Genomic DNA, 21,162 nt, shown 5'->3' with positions numbered 1-21,162 from the left:
CCCGTATGTTCGGAAAAACCTGTTTCGCACTGGCATTTACCTGGCTGACTTTGCCTGCACTGGCCGCATCGCCGTCCGTGCCAACGTCACCTGCTCCGCTGGAAAGCATTCACCAGAGCGGTTTTGTCTATTGCGTCAATGATGTCCTGAACACATTTAATCCGCAGATGGCACGCAGCGGCGTGACGATTGATACGCTGGCGGCGCAGCTTTACGATCGTCTGCTGGATGTTGACCCCTATACCTATCGTCTGATGCCAGAGCTGGCGCAGCGCTGGGAGGTACTGGACAACGGCTCGACATACCGTTTTTACCTACGCCGCGATGTGCCATTTCAGCACACCGCCTGGTTCAGCCCCACTCGCAATATGAACGCCGATGATGTGATATTCAGCTTCCAGCGCATGCTGGACGAAAAGCACCCGTATCATGATGTTAACGGCGGCGAATACCCCTATTTCGACAGCCTGCAATTCGCCGATTCGGTGCAAAATATTCGCAAAATAGGCGAGTATAGCGTTGAGATCCGCCTCAACAGCCCGGATGCGTCTTTCCTCTGGCATCTGGCCACGCACTACGCGCCGATTCTGTCCGCGGAATACGCGGAACATCTGGCAAAAGAGGACAAAAAGGAGCGACTGGATCGCGAACCGGTTGGCACCGGCCCTTATCTGCTCAATGAATACCGCAACGGGCAATATATCCGACTGACGCGTAACGGCGATTATTGGCGCGGTTTGCCACGTATGCAGCAGGTGGTTGTCGATCTCGGTTCCGGCGGTACGGGCCGCTTATCCAAGCTGCTGACGGGCGAATGTGATGTGCTCGCCTATCCGGCGGCCAGCCAGTTGACGATTCTGCGTAACGATCCCCGTCTGCGTCTGTCGCTGCGCCCTGGCATGAACGTTGCCTATTTGGCCTTAAACGTGCGTAAACCACCGCTGGACGATCGCCGCGTGCGGGAAGCCATCGCGCTGGCGATCAATAACGACAGGCTGATGCAGTCAATCTATTACGGTACAGCGGAAACCGCGGCGTCAATTCTTCCCCGCGCGTCATGGGCGTACGACAATGAGTCGCAGGTAACCGAATACAACCCGCAGAAAGCGCGGCAAATCTTACAAGATTTGGGGCTGACTAACTTCAATCTGCACCTGTGGGTGCCCAGCGCCTCGCAATCCTATAACCCTAGCCCGCTGAAAACGGCTGAGCTGATACAAGCCGATCTGGCGCAAATTGGCGTTACCGTGACCATCGTTCCGGTGGAGGGCCGCTTTCAGGAAGCGCGACTGATGGAACTCAGCCACGATTTAACGCTGGCAGGCTGGGCAACGGACAGTAACGACCCAGACAGCTTTTTCCGACCGCTGTTAAGCTGCGCGGCGATTCGTTCCCAGAGTAACTACGCACACTGGTGCGATCCTACTTTTGATGAAGTGCTGCAAAACGCACTCTCGTCACAACAGCTCTCTAAACGGATTGACTATTATCAGCAGGCACAGCGTATTCTGGCAGAACAGTTACCCGTTCTGCCGCTGGCATCGTCATTACGACTGCTGGCCTACCGCTATGATATGAAAGGGCTGGTATTAAGCCCCTTCGGCAATGCCTCGTTCGCGGGTGTCTTCCGCGAGGATCAACAGGCGCAGCAGAAACCCTCTGCATCGGAAACCGTGGAGGAAGCACAGCCGTGATTATTTTTACCTTGCGACGTCTGGTGTTACTAATGGTGACACTGTCACTACTGACGCTGGTGGGCTTTAGCCTCAGTTACTACACGCCTAACGCCCCGCTCAACGGCGCGGCGCTGTTTGATGCCTATCACTTTTATCTCACCAGCCTGCTTCAGGGAGATTTCGGCCGTTCCAGCATTAACGGACAGGCCATCAGCGAATTGCTGAAAGAAGTGTTCCCGGCCACGATCGAGCTTTGTCTGCTGGCGTTTGCGCTCTCGCTGCTGGTTGGAATTCCGCTGGGCATTACCGCTGGTGTGATGCGGAACCGCGGCGCAGACATTGTGATCAGCACGCTGGCGCTCATTGGTTTTTCCCTGCCCGTGTTCTGGCTGGCGCTGCTGCTGACGCTCTTCTTCTCGCTGCACCTCGGCTGGCTACCGGTTTCAGGCCGTTTCGACCTGCTCTATCAGGTGAAAACCGTGACCGGATTTGCCTTGATTGACGCCTGGCTGTCAGATTCACCCCATCGTGGTGAAATGATCCTCAGCGCCATCCGACACTTGATTCTGCCGATCACCGTGCTGGCCGTTGGGCCGACGACCGAAGTGATCCGCCTGATGCGCGTCAGCACCACGGAAATTATCAGCAAAAACTACATTAAAGCGGCGGCAACTCGCGGACTGTCGCGCTTTACGATCATTCGCCGCCATCTGATTCACAATGCGCTGCCACCGATTATTCCCAAACTGGGGTTACAATTTTCCACGATGCTGACACTGACGATGATTACCGAAGTGGTCTTTAACTGGCCGGGCATTGGCCGCTGGCTGGTTACCGCTATTCGCCAGCAGGATTTCGCCGCGATTTCTGCGGGCGTAATGGTAGTCGGCGCAATGGTCATCACGGTCAACATCCTGTCCGATATTTGGGGTGCTATGGCAAATCCCTTGAAACACAAGGAATGGTATGCCCTTCGATAACGTTTATAGCGAAAAACGGCTGCCTAGCCGACTGGGCGATACCTGGCGGGCATTCCATCAGGATATGCTGGCGATGATTGGGCTGTACGGCTTTCTGATCCTGATCGGCCTGTGCCTGTTCGGCAAGTTTCTTGCGCCTTATGAAGTTGATCAGCAATTTTTGGGCTATCAGCTGTTGCCCCCGTCTTGGTCTCACTACGGTGAGGTGTCATTCTTTCTCGGCACCGACGATTTGGGGCGCGATCAGCTAAGCCGTCTGCTGAGCGGTGCAGCGCCGACCGTCGGTGCATCACTCATCGTCACCTATGCGGCCGCGCTATGCGGCATCATCCTGGGCGTATTTGCTGGCGTCACCCGCGGGCTGCGCTCCGCGATGCTCAACCACATTCTCGATACGCTGCTGTCGATTCCCTCGCTGCTGCTGGCGATCGTGGTGATTGCCTTTATCGGCCCCAAGCTCGAACATGCGATGCTCGCCGTTTGGCTGGCGCTGCTGCCGCGCATGGTACGTACCATCTACAGCGCCGTACACGCTGAAATGGATAAAGAGTACGTGATCGCCGCCCGCCTTGACGGCGCTTCCACGTTTTATCTGGTGTGGTATGTCGTGCTACCCAACATCGCCGCGCTGCTGGTTTCTGAGTTTACCCGCGCCTTGTCGGTCGCCATTCTGGATATCGCCGCGCTGGGCTTTCTTGATTTGGGAGCCCAGTTGCCGACAACCGAGTGGGGCGCACTGCTTGGCAACTCGCTGGAGCTGGTTTATGCCGCCCCGTGGACCGTGATGCTGCCCGGCGCGGCTATCGCGCTGAGCGTATTAATCGTCAACCTGCTGGGCGACGGCATCCGCCGCGCGCTCGTCGCGGAAACGGAATAAGAGGCGACGACTCCCTATGCCATTACTTGATATCCGTAACCTCACGATTGAATTTCTAACCGCCGACGGCGCGGTAAAAGCCGTCGACCGCGTCAGCATGACACTGAGCGAAGGAGAGATTCGCGGGCTGGTGGGCGAATCGGGCTCAGGTAAAAGCCTGATCGCCAAAGCTATCTGTGGGATCACCAAAGAGAACTGGCGTGTGACCGCCGACCGCTTCCGCTTCGATGACATCGACCTGCTGCAATTGTCTCCGCGAGAGCGGCGTAAGCTGGTCGGCCACAACGTCTCCATGATTTTTCAGGAACCGCAATCCTGTCTCGATCCATCTGAGAGTATCGGTAGGCAACTGGTGCAGGCGATTCCCGGCTGGACGTTCAAAGGCCGCTGGTGGCAGCGGTTGAACTGGCGTAAACGCCGTGCTATCGAACTGCTGCACCGCGTCGGGATTAAAGATCATAAAGATATTATGGGCAGCTATCCCTATGAACTGAGCGACGGCGAGTGCCAGAAAGTGATGATTGCTATCGCGCTGGCGAATCAGCCACGCCTACTGATTGCCGATGAGCCAACCAACGCGATGGAATCCATCACACAGGCTCAGATTTTCCGCCTGCTGTCGCGCCTGAACCAAAACAATAACACCACGATTCTGCTCATCAGCCATGACCTGCAAACCATGAGTAAATGGGCAGACCGGATCAACGTGCTCTATTGCGGGCAAACAGTAGAAAGTGCCACCCGTGAAGATTTGATCACCGCGCCGCACCATCCCTACACACAGGCGCTGATTCGTGCGATGCCCGATTTCGGACGTTCGCTGCCGCACAAAAGTCGGCTGAACACGCTGACCGGCGCGATTCCATCATTAGAACATCTGCCTATTGGCTGCCGACTTGGCCCGCGCTGCCCTTACTCACAAAAACAATGTATGCAAACGCCGCCATTGCTTTCCGTTAAGAACCACTTATATGCCTGCCACTTTCCGCTCAACATGGAGGAGCCGTGATGGTTGACATGCTGCTTGAAGCCCGCAACCTGACCAAGACGTTCCGCTATCGGACCGGGCTGTTCCGCCGTCAGCATGTTGAGGCGGTGAAATCCGTCAGCTTTACACTGCGTGAACGACAAACGCTCGCCATCATCGGCGAGAACGGTTCAGGGAAATCGACGCTGGCTAAAATGCTCTCGGGCATGATCGCCCCGACGTCCGGCGAGTTGGTGATTGACGACCATCCACTGCATTATGGCGATTACCGCTATCGTAGTCAGCGCATCCGCATGATCTTTCAGGATGCAAGTAATGCGCTCAATCCGCGCCAGCGTATCGGGCAGTTGCTAGATGTCCCGCTGCGGCTAAATACCGACCTCAACGCCGAAGCGCGTGAAAAAGCGATTAATCAGGTCTTGCATCAGGTTGGGTTACGTCCAGACCACGCCTATTACTACCCGCATGCGCTCGCGCCGGGGCAAAAACAGCGCGTCGGTCTGGCTCGCGCGCTGATTCTGCAACCGAAGGTGATTGTTGCCGATGAGGCGCTAGCGTCGCTGGATATGTCTATGCGGTCACAGATTATTAATTTGATGCTGGAGTTACAGGAAAAGCACGGTATCTCTTATATTTACGTAACGCAGCATCTGGGCATGATGAAGCACATCAGCGACCAGATTCTGGTGATGCAGGCTGGCGAAGTGGTCGAACGCGGCAGTACCGCCGATGTATTGTCCGCCCCGCTACATGACCTGACGAAACGTTTAATTGCCAGCCACTTCGGCGAAGCGCTCAGCGCCGACGCCTGGCGACGCGACGGCGCACAACGTTAATCTCCGCGCGCGACGACGGCATTCCCTCTGACCACAGGATGGTGGAAAAGAGAGGATACTGCTCGGAGTACCGCTACCGTCCCCAACATGGTAGAATCGCGCGGTTTATTCATCTCGGTCGTCACTTGCCGCGTACGTTTACAGGCACGTTGATGTTTACATGCACAAAAGTGGCGATCGCAGCAACAATGATCACAAGGATTACTGCTATGGGTTTTCTTACCGGTAAGCGCATTCTGGTAACAGGTGTTGCCAGCAACCGTTCTATTGCCTACGGTATTGCACAAGCAATGCAGCGTGAAGGTGCCGAACTGGCCTTCACTTATCAGAACGACAAATTAAAATCACGCGTTGAAGGCTTTGCCAGCGAACTGGGTTCCAGCATCGTTCTGCCGTGTGATGTCGCTGAAGATGCCAGCATCGAAGCACTGTTTACCGAACTGGCTAACGTATGGCCGACCTTTGATGGCTTCGTGCACTCGATCGCTTACGCACCGGGCGACCAGTTGGACGGTGACTACGTTGATGCCGTTACCCGTGAAGGCTTCAATATCGCTCACGATATCAGCTCTTACAGCTTTGTTGCGATGGCGAAAGCCTGCCGTAACATGCTCAATCCGAACGCTGCGCTAGTTACCCTGTCCTACCTGGGTGCTGAGCGTGCCATCCCGAACTACAACGTGATGGGTCTGGCAAAAGCCTCTCTGGAAGCGAACGTACGTTACATGGCAAACGCGATGGGTGCTCAGGGTGTGCGCGTTAACGCTATCTCTGCGGGCCCGATTCGTACACTGGCTGCTTCGGGTATCAAAGACTTCAAGAAAATGCTGTCGCATTGCGAAGCCGTTACGCCAATTCGCCGCGTCGTTACCATTGAAGACGTGGGCAACTCTGCTGCGTTCCTGTGTTCCGATCTGGCTGCCGGTATCTCCGGTGAAGTCCTGCACGTTGACGGCGGCTTCAGCATCGCCGCGATGAACGAGTTGGAACTGAAATAAGTGCCGTTGTAAACGTTTTTTTGCCAAAAATGCGCGCTTAAACTAAGGGTAAGGGCGCATTTTTATTTCCTCATATTCCCAAAAGAAGAGTGGATCATCAGTAAACGCCTCCTTAATATAAAACTCAAGAATTTATTTAAATTGAATTAATTCCCCCACAAATAATATGCACGAATAGAAAATCGCTTAAGAATAATAAACCACCACGAATCCAGTAATGCATAAAAAATAACACCATACTTTAATAGAATGGTTTTTTATATTGTTTTATCACTTATCAAAAAAATATCACACCAATAAAAACCCTTGAATAACAATCAATTGATTAATTAACTAAAAATTTATTAAAAATAAAACCCGTAAAATCAAGGAAATGAAAATTATAGTCAAAAAATCAATTAGATCACAAAAAAACAAATTATCATTTATTATTTATCTGCGTACTCGTCGCGCTGTGTTTTATCGTAGAAAGAACGTTCACACACTAATTATTTGATGCTAATCCAAATAATCCATTTACTATGTATTTTTTAATCGAGGTTATTATGAGTAGCAATGATATAGCTAACTTAAGGTCCAGTAACAATATTATCAATATTATTGTCGTTATTGACACGGATAGTATTATTCGTGATTTTACAGGTAAAAACCCGAGTCAGGACGCCAATAAACCTACAGGTATTTCACACCAATATTCTTATATGGTGGTCTCCTCAGCTTCTGCTCTCAAAGGGCAAGCATCCGCCGATCTCAACATAAAAGCCAATGTGGGCGATGTGATTCGCTGGACCGGAACATCAGAATATGCAAATTTTGATTCCAGCGTGTTGATTTATAGCTTACCCAAGTTCGGTGGTGTAGATGTATTTACGGGTACAACGTTTAAAATGTATACGAAGACATCCATGTTACCGACACAAAATGGTCCTTTCCCAGTAACATATACAGACCAATCATATTGGTTTATTCAGGCCGATATTAGTCAGAAAGGGACTGAAAACTATCAAATCCAATTCGGATTATACTATCGTCCAGATGGTGGGGAACAAAAACTCTTTGGTTATTTCCAATGGGATCCAACTATTACCGTATCTAATTAAATAAAAAATCACTATTAATTATTACACATAAAGCCAAATAAATGGCTAGTCATGTATCTAGTCATTTATTTGTGTTTTTTAGTAACCATTAATGCTGAGTCACTGAATAATCCTTATCCAGCAAGTCAAACGTATGATGTCGCTGAGAAGAAAAGATAATCTCTCGTGCTTTTGTCACAAAAATAGCTTCTATGTCCGGCCGGTTTTGTAGAAAGTGAATGCCGGCGCTCACGCCCATGCCATAAAGCAGCGTGGTATGGATATCACCGTCGAGAGAGTCGTTCGAGATCACCGTTACACTGTGCAGTTCATTATCCAGCGGATAACCCGTCCGGGGATCGAGAATATGGTGATAAATGCGGTCGTCGACGGTAAAAAAGCGTTCGTAAACGCCGGATGTCACTACCGATTTGTTCTTCACCTTAATGATGCCAAGCAAGCTATCGCGATCCGCAAAAGGCCTCTGCAACCCAACGCTCCACAGCCCTTGCTCATCCGTCAGCGCGCTGCCGATAGCCAGCACATTCCCCCCCAAATTGATCAACGCATCCTGAATCGCATGTTGATGCAGGACATCCCGGACGATATCCGCAATATAACCTTTCGCAATCCCGCCCAGATCGATCTCCATTCCCTCGCTTTCCAGCAACACAGCGCAGTCCTGCTCTCTGAGAATAATGCGTTCGGGATGCGTTAATGCCAGCGACCGTTGTATCGATTCACTATCAGGCACCGTGCTGCCGCTAAAACCGATTTTCCATAATTTGACGACAGGGCCAATCGCTACATTAAAACAGCTATTTTCAATCAAACTCACCGCCTTAGCGCGCTTAATCAGCGTAAAGACAACCGGACTGACCGGCACATACGCCTTACCTGCCGCGTGATTGATACTCATCACTTCCGACTGCGCTCGGTTAACGGTTAGCACGTCCTCAAGCTGCTTGATGCGCAGGAAAACCTGCCTGACGGCCGTTTCATCATGAACAAACAGTTTGAGCAGAATGGGGCTGCCCATCAGATTAACGGAATAAACATACGCGTTATCGACAGAAGGCATACGGTAGTTCCCATGAACGGATGGCGATAATACAGAGAGGAAACGGTTGGAAAATCACGAGCGTCCTTTCAGACGCCCGCCATTAGCACGACTATTTTATGGCTGACTCTTATGCCCTTATTCTTCTACCCGTATCGGCTGATTTTCAGCCGTTCTCACCTCAGCTTTCGCAAACCTTGGCTTACGCGCCTTCGCCGGAAAAGCCCCGGCACAACGCGGCACCCGCGCATAGGCTGCCGCCTGAATGCCCGCCTGAATACCGAAGATAATGATATCCGCCACCGCATTACCGCCAATGCGGTTCGCGCCATGAATACCGCCCACCACTTCTCCTGCGGCATACGCCCCGGAGATCGTCTCTTTATAGCGGTTCAGCACTTCCGCTTTCTCATTGATGGTGATGCCACCCATTGTGTGGTGTACGCCTGGCGCCACCTTAATGGCGTAGTAAGGCGCCTGATTCAGCGGATCGCGCATTCCCGTAGTACGGCCAAAATCTTCATCGTGTTTATCGGCAATAAAGGTATTGTAGCGTCCCAGCGTGGCGTGCAGCGCAGCCGACGGCATATTGAGCTTGTCGGCCAGTTCCACGATGCTGCCCGCACTGACAGTCAATCCTTGCGCGACATACTCTTCAACCGCCCGATTACGGTCTCTCACCTGTTCGTCGAACAGAATGTACGCATAGCCTTCAGGCAGATTCACGATAGCTGACGAGACGTTATCGCGTGTTTCCATCTCATTAAAGAAACGTTCCCCGCGCTGTGACACCAGAATGGCTCCGCCGCCGCGAATGGATTCGGAGATCAGATAAGACGTCGTCTGTTCAACCGTCGGATGGGTCTGAATTTCGCCCATGTCCACTGTATCCGCACCAATCTGTTCCAGCAAATGAATCCCGCCGCCCGTCGCCCCTTTGTGGTTGGTGGTGACGAAGCCTTTCAGGTCTGGGCGGTATGACACCACCATCGCCTGATTGGCACTAAATCCCCCCGTGGCGACAATCACCGCTTTGGTCGCAATCAGGTTCTCTTCCTGTTCATCGTTGACGATCCGAACAGCGGTGACTTTACCCTTCTCCTGCAAAATTTCCGTCACCGCCGTTTCCAGCAGTACCTCAATATTGTATTTATTGAGATTTTTAATCAACCCGCTGACCAGATAGCCACCTACCGCCGCGCCGTTGGCTGGCCGATGCGTTCTGTCCACGCTCATGCCGCCCGTGGTGGTGATATCGCTGAGCTCAATATCGTGCTGTGCCAGCCAGTTAATCGCGTCTGACGCATGATCGACAAAATACTTCACCAGCGCGGGATTGTTCTTCTGTTTGCCGCTTTTCAACGTTTCGTCATAGAACAGCGCTTGGCTGTCTTCGATGCCTTTATTTTGCTGGAAGACTGTGCCCGCCGCGTTCATACCGGCAGAGGCCTTGATGGTATTGCCGCCGATGACTGGCATCTTTTCAATCACAATAACACGCGCGCCCTCTTCGCTGGCCTGAATCGCCGCCGACAGCCCGGCACCACCGCTACCAATGACCACCACATCCGCTTCGCGGCGTGCGTCAGGGTTACCGCCATCGGCAATAATCGCGTCTTTGCTGGATTTCACCATCGCCTTAGTGACAGCCTTTTTAATCGCTTCACTTTGCGCCGTTGCCCCCGTTACGGCATCAACGTGTGGGCTGTTGGTATCCAGGATACGTTCGCGGATAATGTCAAAACTGATTTTCAGTGAATCATCAATCTCACTATTCCCCAGCGCGATATCGGCGACCCGATTCTGTTCAAAATGAACATGAATGCTCAGCTCACCACTTTCATCCTGAACACGTTCCTGATAAACCCCGGATTTAAATTTTTTGCCGCTTAAATTCACGTCCCGAATCATGGCTTCAACCAATGAAAAACGCCACAGCGGCTCAGGAATCATTAATGCTTCACGTTTATCGCTGGCAATATAAAGTTCGAGTTTTTCCTGCTCGGCAATACGATCGGTCCAGTCGGGATAAGCAATACAGGCTCTGCCAACAGCAATCAGATCATAACCCTTTTCCAGTGCCGCGTCGGCGTCTGCCTGATTGACAATATCCCCGACGCCAATAACCGGAATCGCCGCTAATGTGGCGGAACGGCGGGCAACATATTTCTTAATCAGCGGCGTCGGGTCATTGGTTTCGACAATAGACGAGCGCAAAGTATTTCCCATAGAGAAGTGAACGTAATCCAGCCCACGTGCCGCTAATTTTTCCAACAGATAGAGTGAATCGTCAAAATGAATACCCGGTTCTTCGATTTCCTCCGGCGAAAAACGATAACCGATAATAAATGAAGGATCGGCGTATTTATCCGCAACCTCATGGGTGATATTCAGCACCGCCAGCGGAAATGCCGCACGGTTGTCACGGCTACCGCCCCATTTATCTGTGCGCCGATTAGAGTGAGGAGAATAAAACTGTTGGATCAGGTAGGTGTTCGCGCCATGAATTTCCACCCCATCGAAACCCGCCTGAATCGCACGATGGACGGCATCACCAAACTTGCCAATCATGGCTTCAACCTCGTCGCCCGATAAGGCAACCGGAACGATAGCACCCGCGCGCGGCGCGGCAATGGCACTCGGAGCAACCGGCGTCGCGCCACCGATAAAACGCGGTTCGACCATACGGCCGCCGTGATAAATTTGCAAAATCGCCGTCGAGCCTTTTTCTTTAATCGCTGTCGCGATTTTGGCCAGTCCGGCAATTTTGTCGTCGTTGTCTATCCCTATCGCACCGGGAAAAGCCAGCCCTTTGTCATCAATAAAACAGCATTCCACAATCACGGTGCCAATGCTGCCAGCTCTGGCCTGATAATACTCCACCAGCTCTTTGGTCACGCTGCCATCGTAAAACCCACTACAAGTGGTCATGGGAGCCATCAATACCCGGTTTTTCAGCGTTGCGCCGTTGGGGAGTGTAAAAGCGGCAAATAAATCATGGTGATTATTCTTCATAGTGAATACTCCACTTAAAATAAAAATCTTGTTCGAAAAGAAAAAAAATCAGCCATGCTTTTTTAATCATTAATTCTTTTGATTGATAATTTTCGAACTTATTACTTACCAAGTATCTATTTTTTTAAACGTTATAAAACGTTTTTTTACTATTTAAACTATTTTTTAGTTCCGCTTTTATTAGGGTATTAGCACAACTCTTTTTTATATTTAATATTCCATTTACCTCGTTAACATTTATTTATCCTGGCAATAACCAATCGGATATTATTGATGTTCTGCATAACAAAAAAACGCCCCGGCAATAATAAAAACCGAGGCGCAATAACGTCGGGATAGCGAGAGTGACTGGCCGACTATACGCCAGCCAATCAGTGGTGCTACAGGACAAAAGCCTTTACGACTGAGCTTGCAACCACTGCTGTGCCGCATCAAAGAAGTTCTGCGCCAACGGCGTCGCTTTGCCTGCCTGTGCAACAACGACAGCCGCACGGCGGCGCATCGGCGGAAATTGCAGCGGCCGCAGCGCTAACGCGGGCGTCATTTCCGGGATGAGGCTGCCGTGGGGCACAATGCCGCACCCAAGCCCGACATAAACGCTTTGGATCAGTTGCAGGATGGAAGCGCTTTCCACTTTGACGCACGGCGAGACACTCATTTCACGGAAATGACTATCCAGATAGCGACGGAAATAGCGGCTGGCCTCCGCCAGACAGAGCGGAACGTCGGAAAGCGCGGCGAGAGGCAGCGGCATTTCCCCGACTAACTGCGGGAAATGGTGAGGATGGAACAACAGATCAATGCCCTGCTCCGTCAACGGCGACGCCTGAAAGTGCAGTTCCTGTAGCGTCGAAAATTCAAAAAAGCCGATGCCGACATCCACCGAATGCGCATTCAGCGCTTCCAGCAGTTGATCCGCACTGAATAACGAGATCTGAAAATCCAACTGCGGGTAAACCTCGTTTACCGCCGCCAGCAGGCTCGACAGCGCAATACTGCTTTGCGGCACCGCACCGATGCGCAGCACGCCGCTGACGCCGCGCTTCAACGACGCGACTTCCAGCTTCAGCCCTTGATAGACCGAGACGATCTCCCGAGCCCAGGCCAGTACGCGCTCGCCTTCGGCCGTAAAGCCTTCAAAATTGTTACCCCGGTTGATTAGCGGCAGATCCAGCTCTCGCTCCAGATTTTTCAACCGCATGGAGAGCGTTGGTTGACTGACAAAACTGGCTTCCGCGGCCCGGCCAAAATGGCGCTCTTTCTCCAGATTGCACAAGTATTGCAGTTGCTTGATATCCATCGTCAGACTCTGTAGTGGGTAAGCGATAAGTATACCATCGATAAATGTCCTCTATCCCACCATAGCCGCATTTGATTAGACGGGATCGCCGACCGCACCTAAACTTCCCTCAAGAGCAAATATTTAAAATTTTGTTCACATAAAAAAAACAAACCCTAAATAATTCGAGTTTCAGGCTGGCAGCAACGCAGCGAGTCCCCAGTAGCTTACTCAAGTAAGTGACTGGGGTGAGCGACAAATATGCCAGAGGCAGATTTGAACGCTGCTTGCAGCGGCCCCAACGGGGCGAGGTACACGTTAGTGTGCCGAGTAACGCAGCCAACACACCTGCGGCTTGAAGTATGACGGGTTTATTCACCTGCGGAACATGTCATGAAATTCAAACCATCCATCAAGCCATACCGCAACGCGGCTGGCGGCTGGGGCTCCTTGGAAGCCACCACGCGTTTTGTTCTCGACAGCAAGCAAGCGCTGAAAAATATCCGAAATTTGTTGCGGGTCAATAAATCGAAAGGTTTTGACTGCCCCGGCTGCGCCTGGGGTGATGACAACAGCAGCACATTCAGTTTCTGTGAAAATGGCGCGAAAGCGGTAAGTTGGGAAGCGACACGCAAAGCGGTCGGTCTGGATTTCTTCGCCGCCCACAGCGTCACAACGCTACGCCAGCAAAGCGACTATTTCCTTGAATATCAGGGGCGCTTAACCCATCCGATGCGCTATGACCGCGCCAGTGACCGCTATGTTCCCATCGACTGGGATGCGGCGTTTGCGCTGATCGCTCACCACATCAATAATATGTCTCACCCCAATCAGGCGGAGCTTTACACATCTGGTCGTGCCAGTAATGAAGCCTCTTATCTGTATCAACTTTTTGGCCGCATGCTGGGCACTAACAATTTTCCTGACTGCTCGAATATGTGCCATGAGGCCAGCGGTATTGGTCTGAAGCAAAGTATCGGCGTGGGCAAAGGCACTATCCGGCTGGACGATTTCGAGCACGCTGACGCTATTTTCGTCTTCGGTCAGAACCCCGGGACCAACCACCCACGCATGCTGCACAGCCTACGCCATGCCGCCGAGCGCGGTGCGCACATCGTTTCATTTAATACACTACGCGAGCGCGGTCTGGAACGTTTTGCCAATCCTCAGAATCCGCTGGAACTGCTCACGCCGCTGTCCGGTACCATCAGCGAAACCTACTTGCAACCCAATCTGGGCGGCGATATGGCCGCCGTGCGCGGCATGGTAAAAGCGCTGCTGGAAACACATCGCCAGCGTTTGTCTGTCGGGGAAGCGGGATTATTCGATCAGGAATTCCTGTCCACGCACACCCAACAGGTGGATGAGTATCTGGCCGTTGTCGATGCGACAAGCTGGCAGAAAATCGAACAACAGTCCGGCCTGAACGAAGCGCAACTGCGTTATGTCGCGGCGATTTATCAGCAGTCGCCGCGGGTCATTTGCACCTGGGCGATGGGAATTACTCAGCATAAGCACTCCGTCGCCACCGTGCGGGAGATCGTGAATCTGCAACTGCTGTTCGGGCAGTTGGGGAAACCGGGTGCCGGGCTGTGTCCGGTGCGCGGGCATAGTAATGTGCAGGGCAACCGCACCATGGGGATCGATGAAAAGCCGACTGCGGCATTTCTCGACCGTCTGGCGACGCATTATGATTTCACACCGCCTTACGCCGCCGGCCACAACACAGTAGAAGCGCTGGAAGCCATGTTACGCGATGAGATCAAAGTGCTCATCGCGCTGGGCGGTAACCTCGCCGCTGCCGCACCGGATTCGGCGCGTACCGAAGAGGCGCTCAGCCGCTGCGATCTGACCGTGCATATCAGCACCAAACTCAACCGCAGTCATCTGATTACCGGCAAAGTCGATGCATTGATTCTGCCGACGCTTGGCCGTACCGATCTCGACATGCAGACCAGCGGCCCGCAGTTTATTACCGTCGAAGACTCCTTCAGCATGGTGCATGCGTCACAAGGCGTCGGGCAGCCGCTTTCGCCATTGCAGCGCTCGGAAACGGCGATTGTCGCCGGCATTGCTAATGCGGTTCTTGGCCATGAGAAGCTCGATTGGCTGGGGCTGGCAGATGATTATTCACGCATCCGCGATCATATCGCCGCGACGATTCCCGGTTTTACCGATTTCAATGCCAACTGCGACCTGCCGGGCGGATTCTATCTCGGTAATGCCGCCGCCGAGCTGCACTTCAATACCCTCAACGGGAAAGCGCAATTCAGCCATGCCGCGCTGCCCGATACGCTGTTCCCACAGCTACAAGGCAGCGACGTGCCTTTTACCCTGCAAACCCTGCGTTCACACGACCAGTACAACACCACCATTTATGGACTGGACGATCGCTATCGCGGCGTGTATGGGCAACGGGAAGTGCTGTTCATGCACCCGGATGACATCAGCGCACTGGGGCTGGAAGATGGCGATCGGGTTGATATCGAAACGTTATGGAATGACGGCATCACCCGCATCGTCAACGGTTTCAAACTGGTGAGTTACGCCATTCCGCGCGGCAATCTGGCAGCCTATTACCCGGAAACCAACCCGCTGGTGCCACTGTCCAGTTTCGGGGATGAAACGCACACGCCAACCTCTAAATCGGTGCCGGTTCGCGTTCGGCGCAGTACGCAAGAGGAATCTCTGCTGCGTATCGCCTAAGAACCTGTCTACCAGACGTAGACTGCCTGCCGTGTCGAGAAATAAATAACGTACACGGCAGGTAACCCACTAAAAATCAGCGTTCACTTTACTCGCATTGATGCGTGCTCCTGCTGCCGTTTTGCGCTCACATCTTCCCCCGATTATTCTTGCCGCCAGCACCCGATTCGAGTAAAACTGTGAACCGCTAATTGAGCCATTCACAACCGTATTTCTGGACGCTATGTTTCAAGATAATCCGCTGCTTGCACAGCTAAAACAGCAACTTCACTCTCAGACGCCGCGTGTTGAAGGTGTCGTCAAAGGCACCGATAAAGGATTTGGCTTTCTTGAAGCTGACGGACAAAAAAGCTATTTCATACCCCCTCCGCACATGAAAAAAGTGATGCACGGTGACCGGATTACTGCCACCTTGCATACGGAAAAAGAGCGGGAGATTGTCGAGCCAGAAACGCTTATCGAACCTTTCCTTACCCGATTTGTTGGGCGCATTCATAAAAAAGACGATCGTCTATCCATTACGCCTGACCACCCCCTGTTGAAAGAAGCCATTCCCTGCCGTGCAGCGCGTGATGTGACGCATAATTTTCAGGAAGGCGATTGGGCGGTGGCAGAAATGCGACGTCATCCGCTGAAGGGTGACCGTGGCTTTCATGCAGAACTGACGCAGTACATCACCACGGGCGATGACCCGCTGGTGCCGTGGTGGGTGACATTGTCACGTCATAATCTGGAGCGTGTGGCGCCAGACGTTGAAGCAACGGAACGCCATGACGGCGAACTCGTCCGCGACGATCTGACCGCGCTGAGCTTTGTCACTGTCGACAGCACCAGCACTGAAGATATGGACGATGCGCTGTACGTACAGGACAACGGCGATGGTTCGCTGCAATTAACCATCGCTATCGCCGATCCAACCGCCTATGTCGACGCGGGCAGCGAATTGGACAAGATTGCACGCCAGCGTGCCTTCACCAACTACCTGCCCGGCTTTAACATCCCGATGCTGCCGCGCCCGCTGTCCGATGATATCTGCTCCCTGCGCCCAAACGAGCGCCGCCCTGTCCTCGCCTGCCGCGTGACGATTGCCGCTGACGGTGCGTTAGGTGACGATATTCACTTCTTTGCCGCCTGGATCGAATCCAAAGCCAAGCTCGCCTATGACGATGTCTCTGACTGGCTGGAAGAACAAGGCGAATGGCAGCCGCAAGATGACGCGATTGCTGAACAAATCCGTTTGCTGCACCGCGTCTGTCTGGCGCGCAGCGAATGGCGCACCGCCCACGCGCTGGTATTTAAAGATCGTCCTGATTACCGCTTCCTGCTGGGTGAAAAAGGCGACGTCTTGGATATCGTGGTTGAACACCGCCGCATTGCCAACCGTATCGTTGAAGAATCCATGATTGCCGCCAACGTTTGTGCGGCCATTGTGCTGCGCGATAAACTGGGCTTTGGCATCTATAACGTCCACAACGGCTTCGATCCGGCATCAATTGACCAGGCCGTTGCCGTTCTGGACACCCACGGCATTCAGGCCGACGCGCAGGCGCTGTTGACGCTGGAAGGATTCTGTAAGCTGCGTCGCGAGTTGGATGCCCAGCCGACACCGTTCCTGGATAGCCGTATTCGTCGCTTCCAGTCTTTCGCCGAAGTCAGCACCACGCCGGGGCCGCATTTTGGTCTGGGACTGGAGGCCTATGCCACCTGGACATCCCCTATCCGTAAATACGGCGATATGGTGAATCACCGCTTGCTGAAAGCCGTGATCACCGGACAGGCTGCGGAAAAACCGCAGGACGACGTTACTGTACAGTTGGCGGAACGCCGTCGCCTTAACCGTATGGCCGAGCGTGATGTCGGCGACTGGCTGTATGCTCGCTACCTCAGCGACAAAGCGGGTACCGATGTGCGCTTCAACGCGGAAATCATTGATGTCACACGCGGCGGTCTGCGAGTCCGCCTGCTGGATAACGGCGCGGTAGCGTTTATCCCGTCCTCCTTTATCCACGCCGTGCGCGATGAGCTGGTGTGCAGTCAGGAAATGGGCACGCTCGCCGTGAAAGGCGATGTCGTTTATCGTCAGGGGGATACGCTGGACGTCGTCATCGCGGAAGTGCGTCTGGAAACCCGCAGCATCGTGGCAAAACCGGCCGCATAATACACCGCCGACTAGCAGCTCCGCGCGGGCATTCATCGTGAACTGGCCCGCGCGTCATCATCGTTATTTCGCGACATGATTTATCAACGACATGGCCACGCCTGACACGTGTTGAGAGCAATAGACGACGGGCGTGCTCACCCATAACAGGAGTGTTCCCGATGAAGAAAATGGCAATCGGTACATCCACGATACAGGCTTCCAACATTGCGCTGGGCTGTATGCGAATGGCGAAGAAAAGCACGAATGAAGCGGTCGATATCCTCAATACCTCCATCGACGCTGGCATCGATTTCTTCGATCATGCCGATATCTATGGCTCAGGTTTTTCGGAAGAGATTTTCGCCGCCGCGTTACAGAAGACATCCATCCGTCGGGACACGATTTTTCTGCAATCCAAATGCGGCATTCGTAAGGGATTCTTTGATTTCTCTAAAGCACATATTATCGCCTCCGTTGAAGGCAGCCTACAGCGTTTAAAAACCGACTATCTTGATACGCTCCTGCTGCACCGTCCGGACACGCTGTTTGAACCCGATGAAGTGGCCGCCGCCTTCGATGAGCTGGAAAGCAGCGGGAAAGTACGCCACTTTGGCGTCAGTAATCAGAACCCGTTGCAGATTGCGCTGCTGAAAAAATCCGTGCGCCAGCCGCTTATCGCCAACCAATTGCAGTTCAGTATCATGCACACAGGCATGATTGATGCGGGTTTTAACGTGAATATGACGAATTCGGCATCGGTGAATCACGATGGCACCATTCTGGAATACAGCCGTTTGAATACCATGACTATTCAGGCCTGGTCCCCCTTCCAGTACGGCTTTTTTGAGGGTGTTTTCCTCGATAACGAGAAATTCCCCAAGCTGAACGCCACCCTTGATCGCCTCGCCGAGCAGCATCGCGTCACCAATACCGCGATCGCCACCGCGTGGATCTTGCGTCACCCTGCCGCAATGCAGGTGATTATCGGCACCATGAACCCGGAACGTATCCGTGATATCGCGGCAGCGTCTACCCTGTCGCTTAGCCGGGAAGAGTGGTACGAAATTTACCGTGCCGCCGGAAACGTCTTACCGTAAACGCACTGGCCCTGCCATCCACTGAATTTCTCCCGGCAGGGCAGCTTTATTTTATCGCCGTATTTTCTAGCGAATTTGCACGTTAGCCCTTGTTTGGTCTTTAATTTTTTTACAAAAATTCACCTTCACTCACATTTTCTCATCCATCCGCTTCTCTTCGCCACTAAACCCACTATTGTTAAATTGCATTAACATCTGCGCTACACCCTTTATAAATAACGAAGGAGCCGTTGTTATGAGTAACGTAAAGAGCATTGTGATCTGGCTGCTCGTTGGCCTAGCGGGCGCCTTTTCGTTCGCCACGCTGGCGCTAAGCCGCGGTGAACACGTCAATGCCGTGTGGCTAGTCGTCGCGGCTGTGTCGTGTTACAGCATCGCCTATCGGTTTTACAGCCTGTTCATTGCCAAAAAAGTGTTTGAGCTCGACGATCGCCGGCTGACACCGGCAGAGCGTCATAACGACGGTCTGGATTACGTACCCACCAATAAATGGGTACTGTTCGGCCACCACTTCGCCGCCATCGCCGGAGCCGGGCCGCTGGTCGGACCGATTCTCGCCGCACAAATGGGCTTTCTGCCCGGTACGATCTGGATTTTGGTCGGCGTGATGCTGGCGGGTGCCGTGCAGGATTTCCTGGTGCTGTTTATCTCCACCCGCCGGGACGGTCGTTCTCTGGGTGAGATGGCAAAACAGGAACTGGGTACGTTCGCGGGTATTATCACGATGCTCGGTGCGCTGGGCGTGATGATCATCATTCTCTCGGCGCTGGCGCTGGTCGTCGTTAAAGCGCTGGCAGAGAGCCCGTGGGGATTGTTCACGATTGCCGCCACCATCCCTATCGCGCTCTTCATGGGCGTTTACATGCGCTTTTTACGTCCGGGCAAAATCGCGGAAGTGTCCATCATCGGCTTTGTGCTAATGATGCTGGCGATTGTCTATGGCGGCAACATCGCCGTACACCCTTACTGGGGGCCGTTCTTCACGCTGAAAGGCACGTCACTCACCTGGGTACTGGTGATCTACGGCTTCGTGGCGTCAGTCCTGCCCGTCTGGCTGCTGCTGGCACCGCGTGATTATCTCTCTACGTTCCTGAAAATCGGGGTCATTGTCGGGCTGGCCTTCGGTATTGTATTCGCGATGCCGGAAATGAAAATGCCTGCCGTTTCTCGTTTTATTGACGGCTCCGGCCCGGTCTTCTCCGGAACGCTGTTCCCCTTCCTGTTTATCACCATCGCCTGCGGCGCGATTTCCGGCTTCCACGCACTGGTTTCCAGCGGCACCACCCCGAAGCTGGTTGAACGTGAAAGCCATGTTCGCTTCATCGGCTATGGCGCCATGCTGATGGAATCCTTCGTGGCGATTATGGCGCTGATTTGTGCCTCGGTTATCGAACCGGGCATCTACTTTGCCATGAACTCACCCGCCGCACTGATCGGCACCACGGTTGAGAGCGCATCGCAGGCTATCAATAGCTGGGGATTTGTGATTAGCCCACAGGAATTGAGTACGATTGCCAATGACGTGGGTGAAGCCTCTATTCTTTCCCGAGCCGGTGGTGCGCCAACCTTCGCGGTGGGCATGGCCTACATCATCACCGAGATCTTTAATAGTCGGGCGATGATGGCATTCTGGTATCACTTCGCAATTCTGTTTGAAGCCCTGTTCATTCTGACCGCAGTAGATGCCGGAACGCGCGCCTGCCGCTTCATGGTGCAGGACCTGGTCGGTATTGCGATTCCCAGACTGGCTAACAGCCACTCCTGGCTGGGCAATCTGGCCGGAACAACCGTCGCCGTTGCCGGCTGGGGATTCTTCGTGTATCAGGGTGTCATCGATCCGCTGGGCGGGATCAACACGCTTTGGCCACTGTTCGGCATCGGTAACCAGATGCTGGCCTCGATGGCGTTAATTCTCGGCACCGTGGTGCTGTTTAAAATGAAGAAACAGCGCTATGCGTGGGTAACTATCGTCCCTACCGTTTGGCTGTTTATTACGTCGATGACGGCGGGCTGGCAAAAAATCTTCCACGAAAAACCCAGCATCGGTTTTCTGGCACAAGCGAAACGCTTCGCGGCAGGTATTGAGCAAAACACGTTGATCGCACCGGCCAAATCGATTAAAGACATGGAAACCATCGTCTTCAGTAACCAGATCAATGCCGCTCTGTGCGGATTCTTCATGCTGGTCGCGGTGACGATGCTAATTTCCGCGTTCTTCGTCATTCGCCGTGCGTTAAACAGCGATATACCAACGGCAAAAGAGACACCGATAGTATTACGGGACGGCGTGCAGCCTTAAACCGTCGTCACGTCTTCTTTAATCCCTCCTTCGCGGAGGGATTTTTTATGGCAAGCCATTCAGCAACGAGGACAGCAGCGCAATCAATAACGATCGCGCCGCATTGGCGGCACTATGTCGATGACATAGAAA

14 protein-coding genes are annotated in these 21,162 nt (G+C 53.0%); 11 read left to right on the top strand and 3 right to left on the bottom strand.

Features of this window, described 5'->3' with window-relative positions; translation table 11 throughout:
- Nucleotides 1–5 precede the first annotated feature (5 nt).
- The 7 genes from sapA to ACKQAD_RS00470 all read left to right on the top strand — a co-directional run bounded on the left by sapA (nucleotide 6) and on the right by ACKQAD_RS00470 (nucleotide 7,455).
- On the top strand, nucleotides 6–1,694 hold the full coding sequence (gene sapA, locus ACKQAD_RS00500) for an ABC transporter substrate-binding protein SapA (RefSeq protein ID WP_409158441.1): 1,689 nt from the start codon (nucleotides 6–8) through the stop codon (nucleotides 1,692–1,694).
- Nucleotides 1,691–2,656: a putrescine export ABC transporter permease SapB gene (sapB, locus tag ACKQAD_RS00495; RefSeq protein WP_409158330.1), complete on the top strand. Its 966-nt coding sequence runs from the start codon at nucleotides 1,691–1,693 to the stop codon at nucleotides 2,654–2,656. Before sapA ends, sapB begins: the two co-directional genes overlap by 4 nt.
- Nucleotides 2,643–3,533 carry a putrescine export ABC transporter permease SapC gene (gene sapC, locus ACKQAD_RS00490; protein ID WP_409158329.1) on the top strand — a complete coding sequence of 297 codons (891 nt, stop codon included), beginning with the start codon at nucleotides 2,643–2,645 and terminating at the stop codon, nucleotides 3,531–3,533. The genes sapB and sapC overlap by 14 nt, the downstream gene beginning before the upstream one ends.
- A gap of 16 nt (nucleotides 3,534–3,549) precedes the next feature.
- Nucleotides 3,550–4,542: a putrescine export ABC transporter ATP-binding protein SapD gene (gene sapD, locus ACKQAD_RS00485; protein ID WP_409158328.1), complete on the top strand. Its 993-nt coding sequence runs from the start codon at nucleotides 3,550–3,552 to the stop codon at nucleotides 4,540–4,542.
- A complete protein-coding gene (gene sapF / locus ACKQAD_RS00480; RefSeq protein ID WP_409158327.1) occupies nucleotides 4,542–5,357 on the top strand; it encodes a putrescine export ABC transporter ATP-binding protein SapF in 816 nt (271 codons plus the stop codon). Before sapD ends, sapF begins: the two co-directional genes overlap by 1 nt.
- Nucleotides 5,358–5,566: 209 nt before the next feature.
- Nucleotides 5,567–6,355, top strand: a complete 789-nt coding sequence (gene fabI / locus ACKQAD_RS00475; RefSeq protein WP_409158326.1) for an enoyl-ACP reductase FabI — start codon at nucleotides 5,567–5,569, stop codon at nucleotides 6,353–6,355.
- 545 nt (nucleotides 6,356–6,900) lie between these two features.
- Nucleotides 6,901–7,455, top strand: a complete 555-nt coding sequence (locus ACKQAD_RS00470) for an inclusion body family protein (RefSeq protein ID WP_409158325.1) — start codon at nucleotides 6,901–6,903, stop codon at nucleotides 7,453–7,455.
- 88 nt (nucleotides 7,456–7,543) lie between these two features.
- Here ACKQAD_RS00470 and ACKQAD_RS00465 read toward each other — a convergent pair whose 3' ends face one another.
- The 3 genes from ACKQAD_RS00465 to ACKQAD_RS00455 all read right to left on the bottom strand — a co-directional run bounded on the left by ACKQAD_RS00465 (nucleotide 7,544) and on the right by ACKQAD_RS00455 (nucleotide 12,809).
- Nucleotides 7,544–8,515 carry an FAD:protein FMN transferase gene (locus tag ACKQAD_RS00465; RefSeq protein WP_409158324.1) on the bottom strand — a complete coding sequence of 324 codons (972 nt, stop codon included), beginning with the start codon at nucleotides 8,513–8,515 and terminating at the stop codon, nucleotides 7,544–7,546.
- 117 nt (nucleotides 8,516–8,632) lie between these two features.
- Complete coding sequence (locus ACKQAD_RS00460) at nucleotides 8,633–11,509, bottom strand: flavocytochrome c (protein WP_409158323.1); 2,877 nt, start codon at nucleotides 11,507–11,509, stop codon at nucleotides 8,633–8,635.
- A gap of 397 nt (nucleotides 11,510–11,906) precedes the next feature.
- A complete protein-coding gene (locus ACKQAD_RS00455; RefSeq protein ID WP_409158322.1) occupies nucleotides 11,907–12,809 on the bottom strand; it encodes a LysR family transcriptional regulator in 903 nt (300 codons plus the stop codon).
- Nucleotides 12,810–13,181: 372 nt separating this feature from the next.
- Between ACKQAD_RS00455 and ACKQAD_RS00450 the strand changes: the two genes are divergently transcribed.
- The 4 genes from ACKQAD_RS00450 (at nucleotide 13,182) to ACKQAD_RS00435 (ending at nucleotide 21,030) form a co-directional block, all read left to right on the top strand.
- Nucleotides 13,182–15,494 (top strand): FdhF/YdeP family oxidoreductase, encoded by a 2,313-nt coding sequence (locus ACKQAD_RS00450; RefSeq protein ID WP_409158321.1) that lies wholly within the window; start codon nucleotides 13,182–13,184, stop codon nucleotides 15,492–15,494.
- A 223-nt stretch (nucleotides 15,495–15,717) separates the two neighbouring features.
- A complete protein-coding gene (locus ACKQAD_RS00445) occupies nucleotides 15,718–17,652 on the top strand; it encodes an exoribonuclease II (protein ID WP_409158320.1) in 1,935 nt (644 codons plus the stop codon).
- Nucleotides 17,653–17,813: 161 nt separating this feature from the next.
- Nucleotides 17,814–18,731 (top strand): aldo/keto reductase, encoded by a 918-nt coding sequence (locus ACKQAD_RS00440; protein ID WP_409158319.1) that lies wholly within the window; start codon nucleotides 17,814–17,816, stop codon nucleotides 18,729–18,731.
- Between the two features lie 235 nt (nucleotides 18,732–18,966).
- Nucleotides 18,967–21,030 carry a carbon starvation CstA family protein gene (locus ACKQAD_RS00435; protein ID WP_409158318.1) on the top strand — a complete coding sequence of 688 codons (2,064 nt, stop codon included), beginning with the start codon at nucleotides 18,967–18,969 and terminating at the stop codon, nucleotides 21,028–21,030.
- The last annotated feature ends 132 nt before the right edge of the window (nucleotides 21,031–21,162 follow it).

It is taken from the genome of Pectobacterium artocarpous (assembly GCF_046159765.1).
Taxonomy (GTDB): Bacteria; Pseudomonadota; Gammaproteobacteria; order Enterobacterales; family Enterobacteriaceae; genus Pectobacterium.
Note: the sequence above shows the minus strand (reverse complement) of the source record. Positions and strands in the feature narration are given on the sequence as shown.

What these genes read in the sequence shown, in the direction of transcription:
- sapA (WP_409158441.1), top strand. Translation starts at nt 6, where the DNA reads ATGTTCGGAAAAACCTGTTTCGCACTGGCATTTACCTGGCTGACTTTG.
- sapC (WP_409158329.1), top strand. Translation starts at nt 2,643, where the DNA reads ATGCCCTTCGATAACGTTTATAGCGAAAAACGGCTGCCTAGCCGACTG.
- sapD (WP_409158328.1), top strand. Translation starts at nt 3,550, where the DNA reads ATGCCATTACTTGATATCCGTAACCTCACGATTGAATTTCTAACCGCC.
- sapF (WP_409158327.1), top strand. Translation starts at nt 4,542, where the DNA reads ATGGTTGACATGCTGCTTGAAGCCCGCAACCTGACCAAGACGTTCCGC.
- fabI (WP_409158326.1), top strand. Translation starts at nt 5,567, where the DNA reads ATGGGTTTTCTTACCGGTAAGCGCATTCTGGTAACAGGTGTTGCCAGC.
- ACKQAD_RS00470 (WP_409158325.1), top strand. Translation starts at nt 6,901, where the DNA reads ATGAGTAGCAATGATATAGCTAACTTAAGGTCCAGTAACAATATTATC.
- ACKQAD_RS00465 (WP_409158324.1), bottom strand. Translation starts at nt 8,515, where the DNA reads ATGCCTTCTGTCGATAACGCGTATGTTTATTCCGTTAATCTGATGGGC.
- ACKQAD_RS00460 (WP_409158323.1), bottom strand. Translation starts at nt 11,509, where the DNA reads ATGAAGAATAATCACCATGATTTATTTGCCGCTTTTACACTCCCCAAC.
- ACKQAD_RS00455 (WP_409158322.1), bottom strand. Translation starts at nt 12,809, where the DNA reads ATGGATATCAAGCAACTGCAATACTTGTGCAATCTGGAGAAAGAGCGC.
- ACKQAD_RS00450 (WP_409158321.1), top strand. Translation starts at nt 13,182, where the DNA reads ATGAAATTCAAACCATCCATCAAGCCATACCGCAACGCGGCTGGCGGC.
- ACKQAD_RS00445 (WP_409158320.1), top strand. Translation starts at nt 15,718, where the DNA reads ATGTTTCAAGATAATCCGCTGCTTGCACAGCTAAAACAGCAACTTCAC.
- ACKQAD_RS00440 (WP_409158319.1), top strand. Translation starts at nt 17,814, where the DNA reads ATGAAGAAAATGGCAATCGGTACATCCACGATACAGGCTTCCAACATT.
- ACKQAD_RS00435 (WP_409158318.1), top strand. Translation starts at nt 18,967, where the DNA reads ATGAGTAACGTAAAGAGCATTGTGATCTGGCTGCTCGTTGGCCTAGCG.